The 24,159-nt window shown below is 35.2% G+C and carries 17 protein-coding genes and 1 pseudogene; 15 read left to right on the top strand and 3 right to left on the bottom strand.

Going from position 1 to position 24,159, the window contains the following annotated elements; all coding sequences use genetic code 11:
* Positions 1–155 precede the first annotated feature (155 nt).
* From MHI39_RS17960 to MHI39_RS17945, 4 genes are all read left to right on the top strand, one after another.
* Entirely contained in the window at positions 156–908 is a 753-nt protein-coding gene (locus MHI39_RS17960; protein WP_058004760.1) for a FixH family protein, read from the top strand.
* A gap of 323 nt (positions 909–1,231) precedes the next feature.
* Positions 1,232–1,975, top strand: a complete 744-nt coding sequence (locus MHI39_RS17955; RefSeq protein WP_180213242.1) for an MBL fold metallo-hydrolase — start codon at positions 1,232–1,234, stop codon at positions 1,973–1,975.
* A 27-nt stretch (positions 1,976–2,002) separates the two neighbouring features.
* Positions 2,003–2,992: a lipoate--protein ligase gene (locus tag MHI39_RS17950; protein ID WP_058004762.1), complete on the top strand. Its 990-nt coding sequence runs from the start codon at positions 2,003–2,005 to the stop codon at positions 2,990–2,992.
* A 220-nt stretch (positions 2,993–3,212) separates the two neighbouring features.
* On the top strand, positions 3,213–4,757 hold the full coding sequence (locus tag MHI39_RS17945; protein ID WP_058004763.1) for a fatty acid--CoA ligase family protein: 1,545 nt from the start codon (positions 3,213–3,215) through the stop codon (positions 4,755–4,757).
* A gap of 50 nt (positions 4,758–4,807) precedes the next feature.
* Here MHI39_RS17945 and MHI39_RS17940 read toward each other — a convergent pair.
* Positions 4,808–6,156, bottom strand: a protein-coding gene (locus MHI39_RS17940) for an IS3 family transposase (protein WP_280618234.1) whose coding sequence is annotated in 2 segments (ribosomal slippage) — positions 4,808–5,712 and positions 5,712–6,156 — 1,350 coding nt in all. Because the reading frame shifts where the segments join, the coding sequence is not laid out codon by codon here.
* Positions 6,157–6,370: 214 nt separating this feature from the next.
* Between MHI39_RS17940 and MHI39_RS17935 the strand changes: the two genes are divergently transcribed.
* From MHI39_RS17935 to MHI39_RS17920, 4 genes and pseudogenes are all read left to right on the top strand, one after another.
* Positions 6,371–7,147 (top strand): enoyl-CoA hydratase-related protein, encoded by a 777-nt coding sequence (locus tag MHI39_RS17935; RefSeq protein WP_280618233.1) that lies wholly within the window; start codon positions 6,371–6,373, stop codon positions 7,145–7,147.
* Positions 7,148–7,437: 290 nt separating this feature from the next.
* A pseudogene (locus MHI39_RS17930) lies at positions 7,438–7,738 on the top strand (AzlD domain-containing protein).
* A gap of 86 nt (positions 7,739–7,824) precedes the next feature.
* Positions 7,825–8,469: a GDSL-type esterase/lipase family protein gene (locus MHI39_RS17925; protein WP_342539872.1), complete on the top strand. Its 645-nt coding sequence runs from the start codon at positions 7,825–7,827 to the stop codon at positions 8,467–8,469.
* Positions 8,470–8,757: 288 nt separating this feature from the next.
* Positions 8,758–10,020 (top strand): M48 family metallopeptidase, encoded by a 1,263-nt coding sequence (locus MHI39_RS17920; RefSeq protein WP_280618232.1) that lies wholly within the window; start codon positions 8,758–8,760, stop codon positions 10,018–10,020.
* Positions 10,021–10,065: 45 nt separating this feature from the next.
* On the opposite strand, the gene MHI39_RS17915 is transcribed toward MHI39_RS17920, so the two are convergent.
* Positions 10,066–10,302: an IDEAL domain-containing protein gene (locus MHI39_RS17915; RefSeq protein ID WP_058004766.1), complete on the bottom strand. Its 237-nt coding sequence runs from the start codon at positions 10,300–10,302 to the stop codon at positions 10,066–10,068.
* A 188-nt stretch (positions 10,303–10,490) separates the two neighbouring features.
* Between MHI39_RS17915 and MHI39_RS17910 the strand changes: the two genes are divergently transcribed.
* Complete coding sequence (locus MHI39_RS17910; protein WP_058004767.1) at positions 10,491–11,063, top strand: competence protein ComK; 573 nt, start codon at positions 10,491–10,493, stop codon at positions 11,061–11,063.
* 56 nt (positions 11,064–11,119) lie between these two features.
* Here the strand turns inward: MHI39_RS17910 and MHI39_RS17905 are convergent, their stop codons facing one another.
* A complete protein-coding gene (locus tag MHI39_RS17905) occupies positions 11,120–11,482 on the bottom strand; it encodes a hypothetical protein (protein ID WP_280618231.1) in 363 nt (120 codons plus the stop codon).
* Between the two features lie 236 nt (positions 11,483–11,718).
* Between MHI39_RS17905 and MHI39_RS17900 the strand changes: the two genes are divergently transcribed.
* From MHI39_RS17900 to addA, 6 genes are all read left to right on the top strand, one after another.
* Entirely contained in the window at positions 11,719–13,707 is a 1,989-nt protein-coding gene (locus tag MHI39_RS17900; RefSeq protein ID WP_342539871.1) for a S9 family peptidase, read from the top strand.
* A gap of 268 nt (positions 13,708–13,975) precedes the next feature.
* On the top strand, positions 13,976–14,593 hold the full coding sequence (locus tag MHI39_RS17895; protein WP_058004770.1) for a TVP38/TMEM64 family protein: 618 nt from the start codon (positions 13,976–13,978) through the stop codon (positions 14,591–14,593).
* Positions 14,594–14,938: 345 nt separating this feature from the next.
* Positions 14,939–15,679, top strand: a complete 741-nt coding sequence (gene fabG / locus MHI39_RS17890) for a 3-oxoacyl-ACP reductase FabG (RefSeq protein WP_278892729.1) — start codon at positions 14,939–14,941, stop codon at positions 15,677–15,679.
* A gap of 274 nt (positions 15,680–15,953) precedes the next feature.
* Positions 15,954–16,742: a TIGR00266 family protein gene (locus MHI39_RS17885; protein ID WP_278892727.1), complete on the top strand. Its 789-nt coding sequence runs from the start codon at positions 15,954–15,956 to the stop codon at positions 16,740–16,742.
* Between the two features lie 142 nt (positions 16,743–16,884).
* A complete protein-coding gene (gene addB / locus MHI39_RS17880) occupies positions 16,885–20,391 on the top strand; it encodes a helicase-exonuclease AddAB subunit AddB (protein ID WP_342539870.1) in 3,507 nt (1,168 codons plus the stop codon).
* Complete coding sequence (gene addA, locus MHI39_RS17875) at positions 20,369–24,139, top strand: helicase-exonuclease AddAB subunit AddA (protein WP_342539869.1); 3,771 nt, start codon at positions 20,369–20,371, stop codon at positions 24,137–24,139. Before addB ends, addA begins: the two co-directional genes overlap by 23 nt.
* Positions 24,140–24,159: the final 20 nt, after the last annotated feature.

Genomic DNA, 24,159 nt, shown 5'->3' with positions numbered 1-24,159 from the left:
TAAATTTCAGCACTTTTCGTAAAAAGTACATATTTAACATATATAATTAACAAATTCTTATCACATTTTTGTCAAGACTTATTAACAATTAATGAGCACTTAGCCGTTCACCAGGTGTTATGATAGGTTAGAAATATTTTCGAGGAGGAGCTAGAATGAAAAAGTTATTTTTCACTGCATTACTTATCTCTGCACTAGCTATTTTTATTGTTGGATGTGGAAATTCAGATAATAAAAATGGTCAAGAAAAAACGACGATGGAACCACTCGAAGTAGAGCTGAATGTACAGGAAAAAGCTAAAGTTAATGAAACGATTCAATTAAGTTCTTTAGTAACCCAAGGGAAAGAAAAAGTATCCGACGCATCAGAAGTCAAATATGAAGTTTGGGAAGATGGAGCAAAGGATACGACTAGTAAAATGTTAAACGCTAAAAATAAAAAGAATGGTACATACACTTCTGAAGTTGCATTTGATCATGATGGGGTATTTAATGTTCAAGTTCATGTTACTGCGAGGGATATGCATGTAATGCCTAAAAAGACGGTCATTGTTGGTAGTCCGGATCCTTCAAATGCAACATCTTCTACTGATAAGAAGGAGCATGATTCTGAAAACTCAGTTGTTATGCATTTTATGAGCCCTGATCATGCAAAAGCCGGAGAAGCAGCTAATTTTACCATTCACATGACCAAACATAATGAGCTACTTACTGGTGCACAGGTCCAAATTGAGGCATGGATGAAGGGTGACGAAAAGCCTGAGTGGATAAAATTGGAGGACGCTGGAAAAGGTGAATACAAAGGCACTCATCAATTTGATAGAGCTGGAGACTATCAGCTAAAGGTACATGTAGAAAATAACCAAGGTTTACATGAACACCAAGATTTTGATTTTGTAGTGAAATAGTAAGTATTTTAGCGGTTCTCATTTGGAACCGTTTTTTTTTATTTAACCTTTATTTTTTATAAGGTTCTTTTTTAATTGTAATGGAGAAAGCTTCAATCAATAAAGAAGACTATCAGATCCCTTCCTTTCACAAAAGAAAAGATCTATAACCTTCATAACTAACAGCAGGAAGTTTTAATTAGAGGTAAAAGTCCGCGGCAGTGCATTTATAGAAGCAATAAACTGTACGAAAACTAGGCTATTAATAATGCTAAAATGGTAAAAATGAAGTATAGTGAAATAGATAATAATTATCTATTGGATTATAATTAGGAGTGGAATAAATGAAGCTAACAGTTATTGGCCCATGGGGTGGATATCCAAAGGTAAACGGAGCAAGTGCAGGTTATTTACTAGAACATAATGGTTTTCATCTTTTAGTAGACTGTGGAAGCGCTGTACTCTCAAAGCTACAACAATACATAGAACCTGAACATTTAGATGCTGCCATTATTTCTCATTATCATCCTGATCATATTGCAGATATAGGTGTGTTACAGCATGCACTTATTATCGGTAAATATATGAATAAAGAAATCCGAACATTGCCGATCTATGGGCATAATGAGGACAATGCAGGATTTCAATCGTTATTTTTTGATGATGTGACTAAGGGAATGGCATATGACGAAGATCAAGAACTACAAATTGGTCCTTTTACTATTTCCTTTCTAAGAACGAAGCATCCTGTTCCATGCTTTGCCATGAGAATAGAAGCAGATGATCAAGTATTTGTATTTACAGCTGATTCATCTTATATGAAATCCTTTGTTTCATTTGCACAAAATGCTGATATTCTGCTTTGTGAGAGTAATTTTTATGGAAATATGGATGGATCTGGTGCCGGACATATGACAAGCTATGAGGCTGGGGAATTAGCACAGGCAGCCCAGGTTAAACAGCTTGTTCTCACTCATCTTCCTCAATATGGCGATCTAAATCAATTAAAGCAAGAAGCTGCTGAAAAGTATTCTGGCTATATACAACTTGCTACTGAAGGGCTAATAATAGATTTAACAAAGAACTGAAGACACAGGGATATAGGAGGAAAAAGCATGTTATTTATCGACAATAATGGAATTACCGATCCACAAATAAACCTAGCTATCGAGGAATATGCTCTCAATAACTTGGATATAAATGAAACCTATCTATTATTTTATATTAATCAGCCATCCATTATTATTGGGCGTAACCAAAATACAATTGAAGAAATTAACACTGAGTATGTAGACAAAAATAATATTATCGTTGTTCGTCGACTTTCTGGTGGTGGAGCTGTTTATCATGATTTAGGAAATCTTAATTTTAGCTTCATTACAAAGGATGATGGGGAAAGCTTTCATAACTTTATGAAATTTACTGCTCCAGTTATTGAAGCTTTGAAAAAACTTGGTGTAAATGCAGAATTAAGTGGACGAAATGATATCCAAGTAGGAGAACGGAAAATCTCTGGAAATGCACAGTTCTCAACAAAAGGAAGAATGTTTAGTCACGGTACGTTAATGTTCGATTCCGAAATTGAGAACGTAGTGTCAGCTTTACGAGTGAAAAAGGATAAGATCCAATCTAAAGGCATTAAATCCATTAGGAGTCGTGTAGCAAATATCTCTGAATTTCTTGAAGAAAAATTAACAATGGAAGAATTCCGTCAATTAATTTTAAGTAATATTTTCGGTGGAAGCGAAAATATAAAAGAATATAAATTAACGGATGAAGATTGGAAGAATATTCATAAGTTATCTGAGGAGCGTTACCAAAATTGGGATTGGAACTATGGCAAATCTCCAAAATTTAATTTACAGCATAATCATCGTTTCCCAGTTGGTGGAATTGATGTACGCTTAGAAGTAAATAAGGGCATGATTGAGAATTGCAAAATTTATGGGGACTTCTTTGGTATTGGTGATGTATGTGATATTGAAAATAAACTAATAGGAATTCGTTATGAACGCTCTGAGATTGAAAGAGCACTAGAAGACATAGATGTAAAACATTATTTCGGAAACATAACAAAGGAAGAATTAGTTCAATTGATTTACTAGTTTCATTTCTAAAAATTAGTATTTATTACAAGACAAATGCGAAAAGAGTGTAATATTTAAAGGTCTAACTGATACGTATTAGTTAGACCTTTTCGTTGGTTTACAGACAATATAATTCCTATAGAGAAACTAGGTAGAGCTTGAATCTTAAATATTTCTTCTATATAATATATTTAGAAAATTAAAATGAATGATTATTCATTCAGAAAGGGGAGGGAGTATGAATTTATCTTCGCACTTAAAGAACACAGCGAAAGTAAATGCAGATAAAACTGCCTATTACTTTATGGATCAAAAAGTTTCCTATGCTGAATTTGATGGGGCAGTAACAAGATTTGCAAGTGGTTTAAAGCAATTAGGGGTAAAAAAGGGAGATCATATCGCATTACTTCTTGGAAATTCTCCTCACTTTGTCATCTCGTTGTATGGAGCAATGCGTTTAGGGGCAACGGTCATTCCAATTAATCCAATCTATACTCCAGATGAAATAGGCTACATATTAAATAATGGGGATGTTAAGGTGATTATTGCCTTAGATTTACTTCTCCCTTTAGCAGAAAAGATGGAAGCTTTACTTCCAAAAGTAGAAAGTTATATCATTTGTGAATCTAATCCTTTGAATAAAGTAGATGTATCCACAAACGAGAAAATGAAATCGTTTTCAGATGTTATTGCCTCTGGTAATCTTGCTTTTGACGAGCCTGAATTGTTTGAGGATGATGTTGCTGTCATTCTATATACTTCAGGGACAACGGGTCGACCTAAGGGAGCCATGTTAACTCATAAAAATCTCTATTCAAATGCAAAAGATATTGGTGAATATTTGAAAATGAATCATTTAGATAAAGTGATGACTGTCTTACCAATGTTTCATGTTTTTAGTCTTACGGTAGTCGTAAATGCACCATTAATTAGTGGATCAACAATCATTATTGTACCGAAATTTAGTCCAAAAGAAATTTTTCGTTTAGCAAAAAAATATGAAGTCACCGTTTTTGCAGGTGTCCCAACTATGTATAATTTTCTCTACCAATATCCTAATGGGGATCCAAATGATTTCTCGACATTCCGACTTTGTATTTCGGGAGGCTCCTCATTACCAGTTGCTTTATTAAAGAACTTCGAAAAGAAATTTAACGTTCTTATTTCTGAAGGCTATGGACTATCTGAAGCATCTCCAGTCACATGCTTTAACCCTTTAGATCGTCCGAGAAAACCGGGATCAATCGGTACTTCCATTCTCAATGTGGAAAATAAAATTGTAAATGAACTTGGTGAGGAACTTCCAGAAGGACAAGTGGGGGAACTTGTTGTACGTGGACCAAATGTAATGAAAGGCTATTATAAAATGCCAGAAGAAACTGCTGCAGCACTCCGTGATGGCTGGTTGTACACAGGTGATTTAGCGCGCGTGGACGGAGAGGGCTATTTCTATATTGTGGATCGTAAAAAAGATATGGTCATAGTGGGTGGATTTAATGTTTATCCAAGAGAAGTTGAAGAAGTCTTGTATGAACATCCAGAGGTAGTAGAAGCAGCAGTTATCGGTGCCCCTGATCCAGAACAGGGAGAAGTGGTAAAATGCTTTGTTGTGCCGAAAAACGAAAGCCTTACAGAAGCTGAATTAATGGAATATTGTAGGGAGCATCTAGCAAAATATAAACTTCCAAAAACGATTGAATTTCTTGAGGAACTTCCTAAAAATACAACTGGAAAAATACTAAGAAAAGCGTTAAAGGAACAAGTTTTACAGAAACAAAATTAGTAATAAAAATGCAGGCTCCGTGATCTGAACCCAAAAAGTTAGACACGGATTTATGCGGCCATTTGGGCATGAGTTCGGTATTGCACTGGACTCATGCCTTTTAATTTCGCCTTAATCCGTTTGTGGTTATAGTAGTATATGTATTTCTCTAACTCCACTTTAAAGTGCTCCATACTTTCAAATTCCTTTAAATAAAGTAATTCAGACTTTAATAAACCAAAGAAGTTCTCCATGACTGCGTTGTCCAAGCAGTTCCCCTTGCGGGACATACTTTGAATAATCCCATGATCTTTTAATGCTAATTGATACTTCTTCATCTGATATTGCCAACCTTGATCAGAATGGAGGAGGGGGGTGTCCCCTTCATTTAAGCACTCAAAAGCTTTGTCCAACATTTTAGAAACAAGTGTATAAACAGGTCTCTTTTCAATGTTGTAGGCTATAATTTCTCCATTATATAAATCAAGAATTGGAGATAAGTATAGTTTCTCTCCGTGTAAATGAAACTCAGTCACATCCGTTACCCATTTTTCGTTTGATTTAGAAGCTGTAAAATCACGTTCTAAAATGTTAGGCGCCACTTTGCCTACATGCCCTCGATATGAGCGATATTTTTTCATACGGACCATACTTTTTAACCCCATATACTTCATCAAGCGCTGAACTGTTTTATGATTTATCTTTAATCCTCGATTATGTAATTCCATTGTGATCCGACGATACCCATATCTTCCTTGATGCTCCTGAAAGATTTGTTGAATCAATTCTTTGACTTCCACGTACTTATCTGGACGATTTCGTTGTTTTCTCCAATAATAATATGTACTTCGCGCAATACCAGCGATCTTTACTAGATCAATGACTTTAAATTCATGCCTTAATTCATAAATTACTTGCGCTTTGTCCTGTTCTGTAATTTTTCCTTTTCTTGAACTAAGGCATTCAACTTTTTTAAATAGGCGTTCTCCATGCGTAAACGATCAATTTCAGCTAATAATGCTTCTTGAGATCCTTCTACTGGCTTTGTTTTTTTAGTTTCTTTTTTCACCGATCGACGCCCCCGTTTTTTAGATTGTAGGGCGTCCACTCCTTGTTCTTCCAGTTGTTTTCTCCACTTTAAAATAGTAGATGGCGATGCGATTTGATAAATCGCAGCTGTTTCTATAAGTGACGTCCCTATTTCGTTCATATAATTTATTACATCTATTTTAAACTGTTGAGAATAATTTGTATATTTAGGTACTAAACCTTCTTTTCCATGCGCCTCAAATAAAGCTACCCATGTTTGAATAGACATGTGTCCAGTACCTAACATCCTAGCGATACTTTTATAAGAACCCCTACCTTGTAAATAATCATCTACCGCACTTAATTTTTGTTCTAATGTAAACCTAGTCATATAAAAACTGCACCTCCAACTGTTAGTTTTGTGTCTAACAATTAGGGTGCAGTTCATCCGGTCTGCATTTTTTTAAGTATTTTATTTTGCTTTTTGTTAATCTATGCAAATGGAAAAGTTTTATTAAATTTTATTAGAAAATTTAGATTATTTTTTCCTGGAAGGTTTTCTTCGTTATTTGTTGAAATTAGTTAGGGAACAGGGGGGGATATGAATGGAAAATATTGTGGTTGACGTAAAAAATTACGTAGCCAATGTCACGATTAATCGTGAAGTGGCCATGAATGCATTTAATTATGAAACACTTTGTGACCTTGCAAAAGAGGTGGAATTATTAAGAACGAATCCTAATGTACGTGTTGTAATTTTTCAAGGAGCAGGAGAAAGGGCGTTTAGTGTAGGTGCTGATTTAAAGGAGCGGAAATCCTTATCCGAGCAGGAAGTACGTAGGAATGTGTATAAAATTGGTGAAGTATTTGCAGCGATTGAGAAGCTGCCTCAACCAACTATTGCTGCAATGAATGGTTACGCCTTTGGTGGAGGAATGGAACTTGCTCTTTCCTGTGATTTTCGAGTCGCTGTAATAGATGCAGTAATGGGTTTGACAGAGACGAGCTTGGCTATTATTCCAGGTGCTGGGGGTACGCAACGTTTGCCACGTTTAATTGGTGAAGCAAAAGCAATGGAATTAATTTTAACTGCCAAAAGAATGACAGCTGAGGAAGCGTTGCAATATGGAGTAGTTACAAAAGTAGTAAAGCGGGATACTTTCATGAATGAAGTAAATGAATTAGCTAACCGAATATTAGCAAATGGTCCTATTGCTGTTCAACAGGCAAAATTTGCAATTAAAAATGGAATGAATGCAGATTTACATACAGGATTGGAAATAGAACGTAAAGCATATGAACTAACCATTCCTACTGAAGATCGTGTGGAAGCACTTCAAGCATTCGCGGAGAAAAGAAAACCGAATTTCCGTGGAAGATAATAGAGGTTAAAAAGCTTTCTACCTACCATAAGTCTGATCTCACAAAATACTGTATCTAATGTAAAGATATGATACTTTACATGATACTTCATAGTGGGGTCGGACCTCTTTATTTTTTGCTGTTTTCGTATAGTATGAAGATTGTATATTTAGCCGTACTTGCAGCATGTTTTAATAGTATTTTTATACTTATGACACTATTGGAGGATGGTTGGTCAATTGTTTTAACCACACTGCTATCAACCGTACTTGTAGAATGCATTAAAAAGAAAGAGGGGAGGAGTTGGAGGGTGACGAATAGTATTATTTGGAGCATTATTGGGATGGCGATTATTACTTATATTCCGAGAATGCTTCCCCTCGTATTATTTCGTGGTATAACCTTCCCTCCCTTTTTGGAAGGGGGTTAAAAAAATGTCCCCTTTGCAATATTAGGTGTATTAATTTTCCCAAATGTTCTTTTTATCCAACAAACATCTGGTTTGGAGTGATAGGGGCAGTTGCATTTGTACTCGCCTTTTTGGTGCGAATGTCATTGTTGTTTTCCTCGGTGCAATTGGTGTACTCAATATTTATTCTCTATTTTTTTAGTTTTTGTTATTGAAAAACAAATCCCCATTTCTGATCCTTACGAATAAATATATGGATATGAAATAAAATTGTATGAGGGTGAAGAAATGAAGAAAAGGCATATAAACTATTGTGGTTTAGGGGATTCTTTAACTGTAGGAGTAGGTTCAAACATTTTTGAAAAGGGCTTTATAGGAAAATATCTATTTTTAACACGAAAAGCTTTCAATCAGCCTATTGCTCCTGCTGTATTTGCAAGGGTTGGTGCAACTACAGGAGATATATTGAAAAGCTTCGAGCATCCTTTAGTCTGTAGGACGATAAAAGAAGCAGAAATCATTACAATTACAGCTGGAGGAAATGATTTAATTGATGCAGCGGAGCAGTTTCTACAAAACAAAAAAGAAGAGGATTTCTTTATTGCGCTAGAAAATGGCAAAAAAAATTTATCTAATATCATTCAACAAATAATGACCTTCAAAAGAGAAGCAGAGCCTTATATCATTCGTATGATTAATCTCTATAACCCCTTCCCAGAACTAAAAGGTTCTGATAAATGGGTGGAAGCATTTAATCATGATATTGAAAGACTGGCAAACCCGCCTGTTATTAAAATAGCAGATATACATGATCTATTTCTAGGAAAAGAAAAGGAACTATTAGCGAATGACCATGTACATCCAAATACTAAAGGGTATCATCTTATCGCAGACTCTTTGCATCAGTTGGGATATGAGCCATTAATATCTTGAGAAGAATGCCGGTTCTCCTTTGCAAGGAAACCGGTTTTTAGGTGAGTTTACTGATTTATAATGAATTTTAAAATGATGTCGTGGTATAGTTCTAGCTTATGACTACCTCTTTTCCCGATGATAAGTCAATCCCGCATCGTATTTCTTAAATCCTACGTTGAAGATTACAAATATATAGGTCTATGAGCATGTGCATTGTATATAAAAAATATAAACTTTAGTAAAGATGGGTATATTTTTATTATGACAAAACTACATTTATAAAAGGACAAGAGGGGAGGAGATCAATTGTTAAGAAAATGGACATTTCGTGCAGTGATAGCATATTTGCTTTTTGGACTAGCTATGTATGTCTATCTTTTTTACATTGCACAGGCAGCGGTACCAGACTCACTTAAAGGGACGAGTGTAGATCCAGCAACTTTTTTAAATTATAGGGAATTAATGCTTAGTGAGGAATACTCAAAAATCAGGAATTTATTATTTTTTCTGTCTACTCCCTATGAATGGTTATTTTATTTTCTTATTCTAATCTTTGGAATATCCAAAGGGATGGAAAAATGGGCAAAAAACACATCAAAGTTTCATGTGATTCAAACAGCTGTTTATCTATTTTTGCTTTCTGTCATCTCTTTTATTGCCACTTTTCCATTAAGTTATATTTCCTATCGTTTTTCAAAAGCTTATCATATCTCTACACAGAATTTTTCATTATGGATGAAAGATGAAGTGATTGATTTTTGGGTAGGCTTTATTGAAATGTTTATTATTGTTGTGGTTCTATACTGGTTGATGAAACGATTTAAAAAGAGATGGTGGCTACCTGCATGGCTTCTTTCCATTCCATTTATGGTTTTTATGATGTTTATTCAACCAGTTGTTATTGACCCTTTATATAATGACTTCTATCCCTTGAAAAATAAGGAATTAGAAACAAAGATCCTTGCATTAGCAGAAAAAGCCAATATCCCGGCTGAACATGTATACGAAGTGAACATGTCTGAAAAGACAAACTCTCTAAATGCCTATGTAACTGGTATAGGTTCTAATGCGAGAATTGTATTATGGGATACAACTTTGGAACAACTGAATGAGGAAGAAATTCTCTTTATTATGGCACATGAAATGGGTCATTATGTTGAAAAGCATATTTATTTCGGTATTGCGGGTTATATACTATTAACTGGTATAGGTTTATGGCTAACCTCTCATATCATGAGCTGGTGGTTAAGAAAACATGGAAAGGATTTAAAAGTAACTGGAATTTCTCAATTAAGTTCTTTACCATTATTTTTATTAATTACATCTATGCTACTATTTGTAGTAAGTCCAATGACTAATTGGATATCGCGGTATGAGGAAATGCGTGCAGATCGTTATGGAATGGAAATGACAAGAAATAAGGAAGCGGCAATTCAAACCTTTCATGATTTAACGAAATCTGGGCTAAGCCAGGTTAATCCACCACTATTAGTGAAAATTTTTCGATATGATCATCCAACGATGTTAGAACGAATCCGTATGGTTGAAGACTTTGATACAGATAAGTAAGGAAAGCCCCCTTAGGTAAAGGGGGCTTTCAGCTGTATAACGTACTTAAGATCCAAATTGTTTTTCTAACTCTATTAATTCATCGGTTAAGAGAGAAAATGCTTTTATGTCTCTTCTATCAAGGGCAGAGTCAATCTTTTTCCTTATTTGCTCTTTCCGTTTCGTTAATAACAGTTCTTGTAAAATCATTTCAGCATAAATTTCTACCATGAAATTTTCATTTTTTATTTGTGTCATCGCATATGCCTTAACTAAATCTGTGTAGGACTTTCTATTTTCCATCGATGATCACCTCTATGCTTTTTCTTAGTATAAAGAATATTGATTGAAAAATCAATAAATAATCCTAATTTTCAGAAATGAACACTCAGAAATTTTTTAACTTTTTTGAAAATAATATGACAAAATTGGAAATCTATGTTATTATTTGGGTGTATTTCCACAAAAAATGTTGAAAAGGAGAGAAAAAAATGCATGAAAAAGAACGGATCATAGAGGAATATGAGATTTCTCCGTATACAATGGCGATTTTTCCGATGCTTTATGGTTCAAAGGTTTATTCGGAGATATTGGAAGTGGAAAATCAATTTATTTCTCCTTTTAAGCCGTTAGATATTGTGAAGAAGAGTTGTCAGTATTTTGGCGCATCATATGAAGGACGTAAGAGAGGAACTCAGTATTTAATTGGCGTTACACACAAATCACCTATTATCGTCGACCCATTTACTTCGATATTTTTACTCCCAACTACATCACCGATTAATCCCGATTGTATCTGGATTTCACATGATCATGTATCCCAACATGATAAATCACCTTCCGGGAACACGTTAGTCACCTTTCGAAATAAACAAACAATAGAAATCCCTATATCAAGAAGTTCTTTTGTCAACCAATTACAGCGGACAGCACAGTTGCGAATGCGCTTTTATCAAAATATGGAGAATATAGAGAGTAAGTATAAGAAATCGGGATTTTATTTACACATGGAAGCTTCTGAAAGAAAAAGGGAATATGATATTAAACGATATATTGAAGATTAACCAATGATAATGGTAAAAAGCGAGGCTGGTCAAAAACATAAGATACTAGCCTCGTTTCAATTGGACCCTTTTTGAAATAAATAATACCTCAATAATTCTTCAGAGCGGTTACGTAACCTCGGATTAAAATAATTATGATGCTCCTCATAACCTTTGTATAAAAACAGATACATAGTAAAGGTTTCATCTGATTTTAACTTCTCCACTTTTATTTGATGTTGCTTCATATAACGTTTGATGCTTGATAGTTCTTTTTGGATAGATTTCATTGTTTCCTCTATCCATTCAAGATACGGTTTTTTTAGTTTAAACGGACTGTTTTCAATAATTTTTAAATCACGGTTTAAGATTGTGAGTAACATCGGCAAATAGATTGCCTGCTCAATAATATGATGGTCTTTTTCAGGTATCTTTGTCATTTCTATCCCTCTTTTCGCATTTAAAGGAACGTATGTTCGTAAAATATTTTACCTGCAATAGAAAATCATTTCAAGTTAATTCTTTCGATTAGTTTCTCCAATTGTTTTATCTATCGACATATACAAGATGAGAAAAAAATAAAAAAATTGCAGGTATATTGTTTTGGGTGTCGAAATAAATAAAGTAAATAATCTTATTTGCTTAAAAGGCAAAGTTAAAATGGAAGGTGATTAAAGTGGCTAAAAAAGTTGGTATCCAAACAGAGGACTTATATGAATTAAAATCAGTTGTTGATCCACAACTTTCTCCAAACGGTAGAGAGGTTGTTTATGTACAAACTCATATCGATAAGGAAAAAAATGATTATGTTTCCAATTTATATTTTATGAATATAGATGACAATGATCCAAAACAGTGGACCTATGGTAATCACAGAACCAATTCACCTAAGTGGTCACCAGATGGTAGTGAGCTTGCTTTTGTTTCAAATCGTGAAGGGAGCCCACAAATTTATGTTCTTTCTAAATTTGGTGGTGAGGCAAAACAAGTGACCTTTTGTAAAAACGGTGCTCGAAATCCAGTATGGTCTCCGTGTGGTAAGAAATTAGCCTTTTCAGTAGTAATTGGTAAAGATGAATCGATTCACGATCAGAAAGAAGGGGAGAAGGAAAAGGAAAAAGAACTGAAGCCTCTTGAAGTTGAAAAAATGAAGTATAAATCCGATGCCAGCGGCTTTTTAGATCTCACTCAGCATTCCCAAATTGGAGTGATTGATTTAAAGACGGGTGAGATGGAACAATTAACAACAGGTGACCATCATTATTCATTGGAAACATGGTCCCCAGACGGAAAGTATATTACGTATATTGCTGATTTATCTGAGGATCGTGATACATCATTCAAATCAGATGTTTATTTATTAAATGTTGAAACAAAAGAGTCCATTCTTGTTACAAAAGGAACAGGAGGATTTTGGCAGACTTCATGGTCTCCGAATAGTCGCTATTTAACATTTCTTGGAAGCGAGCAAGAATTTAAAAATGCAACACATAGTAAGGTATGGTTATATGACCTAGAGCAGAAGGAACTTATTTGTTTAACAGATGGGATCGATGCGCCTGTTGGTGACTATGTTGTAGGTGATTTTCAACAAGGAGCAAATATACCAGGAGTACAGTGGGCGGAGGATAATAAAAGCTTTTACTTTATTGTTTCTGATCACGGCAGTACCATTATTTACTATGGAAATGTACTAGGTGAAGTGTATCCAGCATTACATGAACCACAGCATGTGTACGGTTTCTCTTTAAATCCAAAGGATCATACTGCAGTAGTTGCAATCAGTTCACCAGTAGAACCCGGTGAATTGCATACTGTTAATTTACAGAATGCTGAAAAGAAACAAATAACGTTTGTGAATAAGGAGTTTTTGGAAACTAGGGAACTGTCTAATGTAGAAACAGTGGAATTTGAAAGTGAAGAAGGCTGGAAAGTACATGGATGGCTAATGAAACCAGTTGGTTTTGAAGTAGGTAAAAAGTATCCATTGATTTTAGAAATTCATGGTGGACCACATACTATGTATGCCAATACGTATTTTAATGAATTTCAGATCCTAGCAGCTCAAGGATTTGCTGTTCTCTATGTAAATCCTCGCGGAAGTCATGGATATGGACAAAAATTTGTTGATGCTGTACGGGGAGATTATGGCGGAAACGATTATAAGGATTTAATGAATGCAGTCGATTATGTTCTTGAACAATATGATTTTATTGATAAAGAGAGATTAGGAGTGACTGGTGGAAGCTATGGAGGCTTTATGACAAACTGGATTGTAGGGCAGACAAATCGTTTTAAAGCAGCTGTCACCCAGCGCTCGATCTCGAATTGGATTAGCTTTTACGGTGTTAGTGACATCGGTTACTATTTCTCTGAGTGGCAAATTCTTGCTGATTTAAGTGATATCGAAAAACTATGGAAGCATTCACCACTTGCATATGCAAAAAATATCGAAACACCATTATTAATTCTCCATAGTGAAAAAGATTATCGTTGCCCAATTGAACAAGCAGAACAATTATTTATAGCGTTAAAGCGTCAACAAAAACAAACGAAGTTTATTCGCTTCCCTGAATCAAATCATGAATTATCACGAAGTGGAAAGCCGAACTTACGAATGAAACGTTTAGATTATATTAAGGATTGGTTTTTACAATACGTATAAATCATCTCGAAAAAAAAACCACAAAATGTGGTTTTTTTCGTATGTATGTAAAATAGGAAGACTTTATACTAATACTTCTTTACAGGGAAGTGCGGGAGAAAAGTAGGATATTTTGCAAAGGAAAAAAATGTATGATTTATCTTTTAAGAGAATCTAAATAGTATTCGTTTGATGAATTAACTAGCTATAGAATTATAAACCTATCTTATTTTATGCTATACTAAAGGAAATTTCTATTTAGTGGGCTTTTTAGGATAGGGGAAACAAGATGGATATTCACGCTTTTAAAGAATGGTTTACCATTGAAAATATGATGAATTTAATCGATCAATATCGTTCCTTTGGACCTTTACCTGGGATTTTATTACTTATATTAGAAGCCTTTTTACCGTTTCTACCACTAGTAATCATCGTATTGGCAAATGCTAATGCTTTTGGACTATGGTATGGTTTTCTAATTTCCTGGGCGGGTGCTAGTGGCGGTGCTATTTTAGTTTTTTTGGTTATCCGTAGATTTGGTAATACGCGTATACTCTCTTTTTTACGTAAAAATCGTCAAGTGAAAAAAATTACCCATTGGCTCGAGGCTCATGGATTTAGCCCTATATTTTTACTCTTATGTTTTCCATTTACACCTTCAGCGGTTGTGAATATTGTTGCGGGTCTCTCAAAAATTAATATTTTTCAATATATCCTAGCGGTTGTTGCCGGAAAAATGGTAATGATCTTTATCGTCAGTTTCGTTGGATATGATTTGGTCTCTCTCATCAAGAACCCTTTAAAAACAGTAGGTGTCTTTCTAATAATTTTAGTCCTTTGGTTTATTGGAAAACGAATCGAGGCAAGACTAGCAAAAAAAATGGAAAAAAAAGAACAAAGAGGGTAAGTAACTATACATAGCATATTTATTGAAGGGCTCCCTTGGGAGTCCTTTTTATTTTAATTGGAGTAAATGATGGATGACATAGGAGAAAACACTAGATTTGTCGAATACAAATATTTGTGAACATTTAAGCTCTTTTCTTAAACATTGTTTCTATTTAAGTAAAGCTTTAACAAATATCTATTCATTTCACTGAGAAAAGAGTTACAAACTTCATAAGAATTGCTGAATCTTTTATTGGGGATAAAAGCCGGTAGTTGGGCTTTTACAAAAGCAACAAGCTATAAGAAAACAGTCTTAATTCATGATTTACGGATTGAAATTTTTTAGGTTAAAGGGGGACTTTATATGAGATTAAAAGATAAAGTAGCAATTATAACTGGGGCAGCCAATGGAATTGGATTTGCGGCAGCTAAACGTTTTGCCGAAGAAGGAGCAAAGGTAGTAATTGCAGATTTCAATGAAGCAGAAGGTGTTATGAGGCAGACAGAGTTAAATGAAGAAGGCTATGATGTGATATTTGTTCAGGTTGATGTATCTAATAAAGATAGTGTGGGGATGATGGTAGAACAAGTAGTAAGTAGATTTGGGACAGTCGATATTCTTATTAATAATGCAGGGATTACTAGAGATGCGATGCTAACAAAAATGAAGCAAGAAGATTTTCAACAAGTTCTTGATGTGAATTTAACAGGAGTCTTTAACTGTACACAAGCTGTAGCGCCGTTCATGATTGATCAGGGGAAGGGAAAAATAGTGAGTACATCCTCTGTTAGCGGTGTCTATGGAAATGTTGGGCAAACCAATTATGCAGCAGCAAAGGCAGCTATTATTGGAATGACTAAAACATGGGCAAAAGAATTAGGAAGAAAAGGAATTAATGTAAATGCTGTGGCACCCGGCTTTACAGAAACGAATATGGTGGCTACAGTACCTGAGAAAGTAGTTGAAGCAATGAAAGCTTCTATTCCAATGCAAAGATTAGGAAAACCCGAAGACATCGCCAATGCTTATTTATTTTTAGCCTCGAATGAATCGGACTACGTAAACGGTATTGTCCTCCATGTAGATGGCGGGATTATGATGTAAAAAACAAAAAGATGACTGAATGGGACCAATTCCACGGTTCCATTTTTAGTTTAGAATCAATTATAGGTGTTTTGTATAGTTCTGTTGCTATTGTAAAAGCCCTACTGACTGAGAAAAGAAGACTAATAAAAGAAGTGTTAGATGAAAATACAATCAAAGAGGGTTAAGTAATGTCTAAAATAGTATTAATAGCTTATTTTTTATATAGCCGAAAGTCTTTTCTTTTTATAAAATACATATATAGATTTGCACCCTATTTAATGGAGGAAAAACGATGAATAATCATGAAATTGATTACAAAATTTATGGCGATGATATGCAGTTTGTTGAGGTAGAGCTAGATCCTCAAGAAACTGTAGTTGCTGAAGCAGGAAGTTTAATGATGATGGAAGATAATATTCATATGGAAACCATCTTTGGGGACGGCTCTTCTGGTGGTAGTGGGTTTATGGGTAAGCTTTTTAGTGCTGGAAAAAGAATGTTGACTGGTGAAAGTCTATTTATGACAACCTTTACAAATGAAGGAATGGAGAAAAAACATGTGTCCTTTGCTTCACCCTATCCAGGCAAAATTATCCCAATGGATTTAAGTGAATTAGGAGGAAAAATCATCTGTCAAAAGGATGCATTTTTAGCAGCAGCAAAGGGTGTTTCGGTAGGGATCGAATTCCAACGGAAAATTGGTACTGGCTTCTTTGGTGGAGAAGGATTTATTATGCAAAAACTTGAAGGTGATGGATTAGCGTTTGTTCACGCAGGAGGAACGATACATAGAAAAGATTTAGCACCTGGGGAGACACTTCGTGTGGATACGGGATGCTTAGTAGCAATGACGCAAGAAGTAGATTATAGTATCGAGTTTGTTAAAGGGGTAAAAACAGCATTATTTGGAGGAGAAGGGTTGTTTTTTGCAACATTGAGGGGGCCAGGTTCCGTATGGGTCCAATCCCTGCCATTTAGTCGACTTGCTAGTAGAGTATTTGCTGCAATGCCTGCAGCTGGCGGTTCAAAAGATGAAGGAAGTATTGCAAAAGGTTTATTTAATCTTTTTGATGGGGATTGAGGTAATAGTAGTGTAAGATGAAGGTCAATGGTTCATATCATTGACCTTTTTCAATTTAATCGTTAACCAAATTTTTTCATCCGTAGTAATGTTGAAATTATATTATAATAGAAGTATATGAAGGTAGGTAGGAGATGAAATTATGTCTGTTCGTTTTGTCATTGGTCGTTCAGGTTCGGGAAAAACAAAGTTGATAACGGATGAAATACGCACAAAATTAAAGCAGGACCCAAATGGTACACCCATTATTTATTTAGTGCCAGATCAAATGACTTTTTTATCTGAATATAGCTTTATCAAGACCCCAGGGCTAGCTGGAATGATACGTGCACAAGTATTCAGTTTTACCCGCCTTGCCTGGAGAATATTACAAGAGACGGGCGGCATCAGTCGTTTACATATTACGACTGAAGGCTTAAATATGCTCATTCGAAAAATTATTGAAGATAAAAAGGATGAATTTAAATTATTTGGACAAGCTGCAGATAAAACTGGATTCGTCCACCACGTCGAAAAAATGATTACGGAATTTAAACGTTATTGTATTCAGCCTAATGAGATTGAACTGAAACTAAAAGAATTAGAGAATCGCAACGATGAGAAAGTACTATCGGATAAGCTTCATGATTTAACATTAATTTATCGGGATTTTGAGGAACAATTAGTAAACAAATATATAGATTCGGAAGACTATTTGAAATTACTTTCTACATCTATTCAAGCTTCTCCTTATTTACAAGCAGCGGAAATATATGTTGATGGGTTTCATAGTTTTACACCACAAGAATATATGGTCATTCAGCAATTGATGAAAACCTGTAAGCGAGTTTCGATTGCTCTAACATTGGATCAGCCTTTTAAAGAAGTTCCACCCGATGACCTTCACTTATTTCGGATGCCGGGTGAGACCTATAATATATTATTTACAATGGCTAAAGAAAATGGAATCAACATTGAGGAAACATTCCAATTACGTGACACCATTCGATTTGCACATGACAGTTTAGATTCATTAGAAAAGCATTTCGATCAAATCCCTGTACATGCCTATCGTGGTTTACCACAAATTGAATTAAATCAAGCAGGGAACAGAAGAGCAGAGGTTGAAGCTGTTGCCCGTGAGATTCGTACACTTATTATGGATCACGGATATCGTTATGCAGATATTGCAATTCTGGTTAGAAATGGAAATGACTATCAAGAAATAGTAGAAACATGTTTCTTTGATTACGAGATTCCATACTATATTGATCAAAAGCGATCAATGCTTCATCACCCATTAATTGAGTTTATACGCTCAACCTTTGAAATTATTAATAATTATTGGCGATATGAACCTGTATTTCGTGCAGTGAAAACAGAACTACTCTTTCCTTTACAAATGGAAAATGGAAGATTACGAGAAAGAATGGATCAGCTAGAAAATTATGTCTTAGCTTATGGGATACAAGGCTCTAAATGGACGAGTAAAGAACGTTGGGGCTATCGAAGATTTCGCGGATTAGAAAATATGTCTGTTCCTCAAACAGATAAAGAAAAAGAAATAGAGTCTGACATTAATGAGCTTCGGTCTATGATTACTGGACCAATAAACCGTTTGGCTCGTCGATTGAATAAAGCGGAAGTAGGATTTGAATACTGTGAAAGTCTTTTTTTATTTTTAGAAGAATTAGACATTCCAGCAAAACTTGAAAATCTGAGAAATAAAGCGGAAGACCGAGGGGATCTAGTTTCTGCAAGAGAACATGATCAGGCATGGAATGCTGTTATGGAATTACTCGATCAATTTGTTGAAATTCTAGGTGAGGAGAAACTATCGTTAAAAAAATTTGCGACAATTTTAGACGCTGGTATTGAAGCAATGAAATTCTCCATCGTTCCACCAGCAATAGATCAAGTCATTATTGCTAATCTTGAATTATCGCGATTGTCAGACGTTAAAGCAGCATTTGTCATTGGTTTAAATGATGGAATACTTCCTGCGAAAATTAATGAAGAGGGTGTATTAGCAGACTCTGATCGCGAGAAGCTATTGGATAACGGGATAAAGATAGCACCAAGTAGCAGAATGAAATTATTAGATGAAGAATTTATTGCTTATAAGGCATTGACTACTCCATCTGAGAAACTATATCTATCCTATCCAATTGCAAATGAAGAAGGGAAAGCTCTGTTAGCTTCTCCATATATTAAAAGAATAAAAGAGATGTTTCCTAATCTAGTAGAGAAGCTGACTGTGAATGATCCATCTGAGCTAATGGATGAAGAACAACTGGAGTATATTTCACATCCGAATCGTGCAATTGGTTATTTAACGAACCAGCTCCAATTAAAAATGAGAAAGTATCCAATGGCTGATTTTTGGTGGGATGTTTATCATTACTATATCGAAAATCCGTTTGAGAAGCAGCGGGCATTGCATGTTATTTCAAGCCTTTTTTATCAAAATCAGGCAAAGCAATTATCTGACGAAATTAGTCAAGATTTATATGGAGACACAATATTAGCAAGTGTTTCTAGAATGGAGTTATTCCATGCATGTCCTTTCTCCCATTTTGCCACTCATGGTTTAAAGCTCCAGGAACGAGAAATATTTAAGCTTGAAGCGCCGAATATTGGTGACTTATTCCATGGTGCATTAAAATGGATTGCAGAAGAACTTCAGAAAAAAGGAATATCTTGGGCAAACTTAACTCAGGAACAATGTGGTCATTTAGCTAAAGAGGCAGTCGCCTTTTTAGCTCCAATGCTACAACATCAAATATTATTAAGTTCTAATCGTCATCACTATATTAAAAGAAAGCTAGAGCAGGTTATAGGAAGGGCGTCTCAAATATTAAGTGAACATGCAAAAGTTAGTGGCTTTGCACCTATAGGGCTCGAATTAGGCTTCGGACCGAAAGCATTTTTACCACCATTAACCTTTACACTGAAAAACGGCACTAAAATGGAGCTGCAAGGTAGGATTGATCGTGTAGATAAAGCACAGGACAATCATGGAGTGTATTTACGTGTGATTGACTATAAATCTAGTGCGAGGGAATTAGATTTAACAGAAGTATATTATGGTTTGGCACTACAAATGTTAACTTATTTGGATATAGTTGTGACGCATTCACAGAACTTAATTGGTACAAACGGCGTGCCTGCAGGCGTTTTATATTTTCATTTACACAATCCTATTGTTAAAAGTAATCGAATTTTAACACTGGATGAAATAGATGAAGAAATCTTTAAAAGTTTTAAAATGAAAGGTCTACTCGTAGACGACGCGAATGTGATTAAACTAATGGATCAGACCTTAGAAAGTGGAAAATCAAAAATTGTATCAGCGGAAATTAAAAAAGACGGTACATTATCTTCACGTTCACAGGTAGCTAGTGAAGAAGATTTTAAGCTCATGAGTCAGTATGTAAGAAGGCTATATAAGAAATCGGGAAATGACATTTCATCAGGAATGGTAGATATTGCGCCGTATAAATTCAAAAAGCGAACGCCTTGTGAGTACTGTGCTTTTAAATCTGTTTGTCAGTTTGATCAATCACTGGAAAGTAATGATTATCGAGTATTAAATTCTAGAAACAAAGAAGATGTCTTAGCAAGAATGAGAGAGGAGGTTATAACGAATGAAAACAGCCATACCATCTAAGCCTCAAGAAGTAACTTGGACTGATGATCAATGGAAAGCAATTATGGCAAAGGATCAAGATATTTTAGTCGCTGCTGCAGCAGGTTCTGGAAAGACGGCCGTTTTAGTAGAAAGAATCATAAAAAAAATAGTTGCGATGGAAAATCCGATTGATGTGGATGAAATATTAGTTGTTACTTTTACGAATGCTTCTGCTGCTGAAATGAGGCATAGAATTGGTGCTGCCCTAGAGAAGGCGATTAGTGAACAACCACATTCGACTCGATTAAGACGGCAATTAACCCTTTTAAATAAAGCCTCTATCTCAACTTTGCATTCTTTTTGTTTAGAGGTCATACGAAAATATTATTATTTAATTGATATCGACCCTAGTTTTCGCTTGGCTGATTCAACAGAGGCAGACCTTTTAAGGGATGAAGTGCTAGATGAGTTGTTTGAGGATGAATACGGTAAGGAGAATAATGATTCATTTTTTAGATTGGTCGATACATTTACCAATGATCGAAGTGATGCAGGCTTACAGGACTTAATTCAAAAGCTATATGAATTTTCTAGATCTCATCCTAATCCTGACAGCTGGTTAGATGAAATTATTGATTTGTACAGGGTAGATGAGTCAACTACGATAGACGACCTTCCATTTATAGATGTGCTGCTTTTTGATATTAAACTAACATTACAAGGTGCAAAGGAAATGTTAGAGGAGGCACTAAACTTTAGCAAAGTACCTGGTGGACCGGCTCCTAGAGCAGAGAATTATTTAGATGATATAGCAATCGTTGATCGATTACTGCAAGGAAGTGAAGGTTCCTGGCAGGATCTATATCAGGAGATGAATGCTTGGGCATTTACTCGTGCGAAAAGCTGTCGGGGAGATGAATTTGATAAAGATCTTGTTAAAAATGCAGATGATTTAAGGAAGTCAGCTAAGACAACTTTAGAAAAACTGAAAGATGAGCTTTTTCAAAGAAAACCAGAATTATTTCTAAAAGATATAGGTGAAATGAAGGATACGATTGTAACATTAATAGAATTGACTAAAACATTTTCCATACGATTTAATCAGATGAAAATGGAAAAAGGAATAGTGGATTTTTCTGATCTAGAGCATTTTTGTTTAGCAATCCTTGCTGATGACTCTTCAGTAAGTGGAGAAATACAACCGTCTGTTGCTGCTAACAATTATCGTAGACAATTTAAAGAGGTCCTTGTGGATGAATATCAGGATACAAATATGGTTCAAGAGACCATTTTAAAACTTGTAACAGCAGATGGGGAGTATGATGGGAATCTGTTTATGGTTGGTGATGTAAAGCAATCGATCTATCGTTTTCGTTTGGCAGAACCAAATCTTTTCTTAAATAAATATCATCGATTTCGTTCAGACGGCGACGGAACTGGATTACGTATTGATTTATCACAAAATTTTCGTAGTAGATTTGAAGTACTAGCAGGAACAAATTATATCTTTAAACAAATCATGGGTACAAATGTTGGTGAGATTGAGTATGATAAGCAAGCAGAACTAGTAAAAGGTGCTGCTTATCCTGAAGAGGAGAGCTATCCTATTGAGTTCGTTATGATTAATCAGGAAGACGCTAGTGATGAAAGTGACGAAACTGAAATGGATCAGGAGCATGATGAGTTCGATAAAGCGGATTTAGAACAATCACAATTAGAAGCTCGGTATATGGCAAGAAGGATAAAGCGATTAATTAAGGAGAAAGTACCAATCTTTAATCCGAAAACAGGAGCGTATCGTCCGATCCAATATAGTGATATTGTCATTTTATTGCGGTCCATGCCTTGGGCACCTGAAATAATGGAACAATTTAAGCATGAAGGAATACCTATTTATGCAAATCTTTCTACCGGTTATTTCGATGCAACAGAGATTGCCATAATGCTTTCTTTATTAAAAATTATTGATAATCCGCATCAAGATATTCCAATAGCCTCTGTATTGAGGTCACCTATTTTGGGATTAGATGAAGAGGAGTTATCAATGATTCGAATTGAATCGAAGAGCGGAACATTTTATGAAGCAGTGAAAAATTTTATATTGTCCACACCAACAATTGAAAATGGTGAACTCCACGAAAAACTTAGCCGTTTTATAGAAAAATTAAATGAGTGGAGAAGTATGGCGCGAACTGGTTCCCTATCAGAATTAATTTGGCAAGTATATCGTGATACACATTTTTATGATTTTGTCGGAGGATTACCTGGAGGGAAACAGCGTCAAGCAAATCTACGTGCATTTTATGATCGGGCACGACAATACGAAGCAACTTCCTTTCGGGGATTATTCCGTTTTTTACGATTCATTGAAAAAATGCAGGATCGAGGAGATGACTTAGGTACTGCCAGGGCACTTAGTGAACAAGAAGATGTTGTAAAGCTTATGACAATCCATTCGAGTAAAGGTTTAGAATTCCCGGTTGTATTCATTGCTGGATTATCAAAAAAGTTCAATATGATGGATATTCATCATTCTTATTTATTTGATAAGGAATTTGGTTTTGCTACAAAATATGTAAATCCAGAAAAAAGAATCACTTATCCATCTTTGCCGCAATTAGCCTTAAAACGCAAGAAAAAGCTAGAAACTATTTCTGAGGAAATGCGTGTTTTATATGTCGCCTTAACACGGGCGAAGGAAAAGCTAATTTTAGTAGGTTCGGTAAAAAATACAGAGAAAACAATAAAAAAATGGAGTAAATCTTTAGAGCATCAAGACTGGCTATTAAAAGATAGCATGCGAGCTAAAGCTACTTCCTATTTAGATTGGATTGGGCCAGCACTCATTCGGCATAAACATTGTGATTCACTCATACCTGATGAACTAAAAGTAAAGCCGGTATTGATCGAAGAGATTACTGATCACCCCTCTCATTGGAAAATCGAGCTAGTCGAAAAAAATAGTCTCATAGAGTATGCCGATCAAACCATTGAAACGACTGATGATTGGATGGACAAGGTGAAGGCGGGAAAACCGATAGCGATACAATCTGAACACAAAATAGACATATTTGAACGCCTTATGTATCAATATCCGTATCAAGCTTCAACAATCAAGCGCTCAAAACAATCTGTTTCCGAGCTGAAACGTTTGTATGAAATGCGTGATGAGGCTGCTAGTATTGATCTTATTCATAATAGTAGTATGAAGCCAATTTTTAATCGACCACGGTTTATGAGACAAAAGTCAATTTCACCTGCAGAACGAGGGACTGCGATGCATTTGGTCATGCAGCATCTATCATTGGAACAAGCCCCAACGATAGAAACCATTGAACAACTGCTTGTACATTTAGAAGCAAAGGAATTATTGACTTCGGAACAAATTGCAGTCATTGATTCTGCACAAATTCTATCGCTTTTTTCAACAGATATTGGACAAAAGATGTTAACAGCAAAAAGAGTTCAAAGAGAAGTCCCATTTAGTATGGCCGTCTCTGCAAAGGAATTGTACGGAAATGAACGATTAGATAGCGACATGATTTTAATCCAAGGGATTATTGACTGTATGATCGAAGTCGATGAGGGAATCATCCTTCTAGACTATAAAACAGATGGAATATATGATCGCTATAAAGGAGGATTTGAAGAGGCAAAGTCGATATTAGAAAAAAGATATCGAACTCAAATTGACTTATATGAACAAGCTATTGCACAAATCATACAAAAAGATGTAATAGGTAAATATCTATATTTCTTTGATGGTGGTCATCTATTAAAAATGTAGGAACAGGATTAAACTGTTCC

It is taken from the genome of Heyndrickxia sp. FSL K6-6286, assembly GCF_038630395.1.
GTDB lineage: Bacteria > Bacillota > Bacilli > Bacillales > Bacillaceae_C > Heyndrickxia > Heyndrickxia oleronia.
The sequence above is the reverse complement of the archived record's forward strand: the minus strand, read 5'-3'. Positions and strand labels throughout refer to the sequence as shown.

Coding starts and splice junctions, on each gene's coding strand:
- MHI39_RS17960 (WP_058004760.1), top strand. CDS start 156: ATGAAAAAGTTATTTTTCACTGCATTACTTATCTCTGCACTAGCTATT.
- MHI39_RS17955 (WP_180213242.1), top strand. CDS start 1,232: ATGAAGCTAACAGTTATTGGCCCATGGGGTGGATATCCAAAGGTAAAC.
- MHI39_RS17950 (WP_058004762.1), top strand. CDS start 2,003: ATGTTATTTATCGACAATAATGGAATTACCGATCCACAAATAAACCTA.
- MHI39_RS17945 (WP_058004763.1), top strand. CDS start 3,213: ATGAATTTATCTTCGCACTTAAAGAACACAGCGAAAGTAAATGCAGAT.
- MHI39_RS17935 (WP_280618233.1), top strand. CDS start 6,371: ATGGAAAATATTGTGGTTGACGTAAAAAATTACGTAGCCAATGTCACG.
- MHI39_RS17925 (WP_342539872.1), top strand. CDS start 7,825: ATGAAGAAAAGGCATATAAACTATTGTGGTTTAGGGGATTCTTTAACT.
- MHI39_RS17915 (WP_058004766.1), bottom strand. CDS start 10,302: ATGGAAAATAGAAAGTCCTACACAGATTTAGTTAAGGCATATGCGATG.
- MHI39_RS17910 (WP_058004767.1), top strand. CDS start 10,491: ATGCATGAAAAAGAACGGATCATAGAGGAATATGAGATTTCTCCGTAT.
- MHI39_RS17905 (WP_280618231.1), bottom strand. CDS start 11,482: ATGACAAAGATACCTGAAAAAGACCATCATATTATTGAGCAGGCAATC.
- MHI39_RS17895 (WP_058004770.1), top strand. CDS start 13,976: ATGGATATTCACGCTTTTAAAGAATGGTTTACCATTGAAAATATGATG.
- fabG (WP_278892729.1), top strand. CDS start 14,939: ATGAGATTAAAAGATAAAGTAGCAATTATAACTGGGGCAGCCAATGGA.
- MHI39_RS17885 (WP_278892727.1), top strand. CDS start 15,954: ATGAATAATCATGAAATTGATTACAAAATTTATGGCGATGATATGCAG.
- addB (WP_342539870.1), top strand. CDS start 16,885: ATGTCTGTTCGTTTTGTCATTGGTCGTTCAGGTTCGGGAAAAACAAAG.
- addA (WP_342539869.1), top strand. CDS start 20,369: ATGAAAACAGCCATACCATCTAAGCCTCAAGAAGTAACTTGGACTGAT.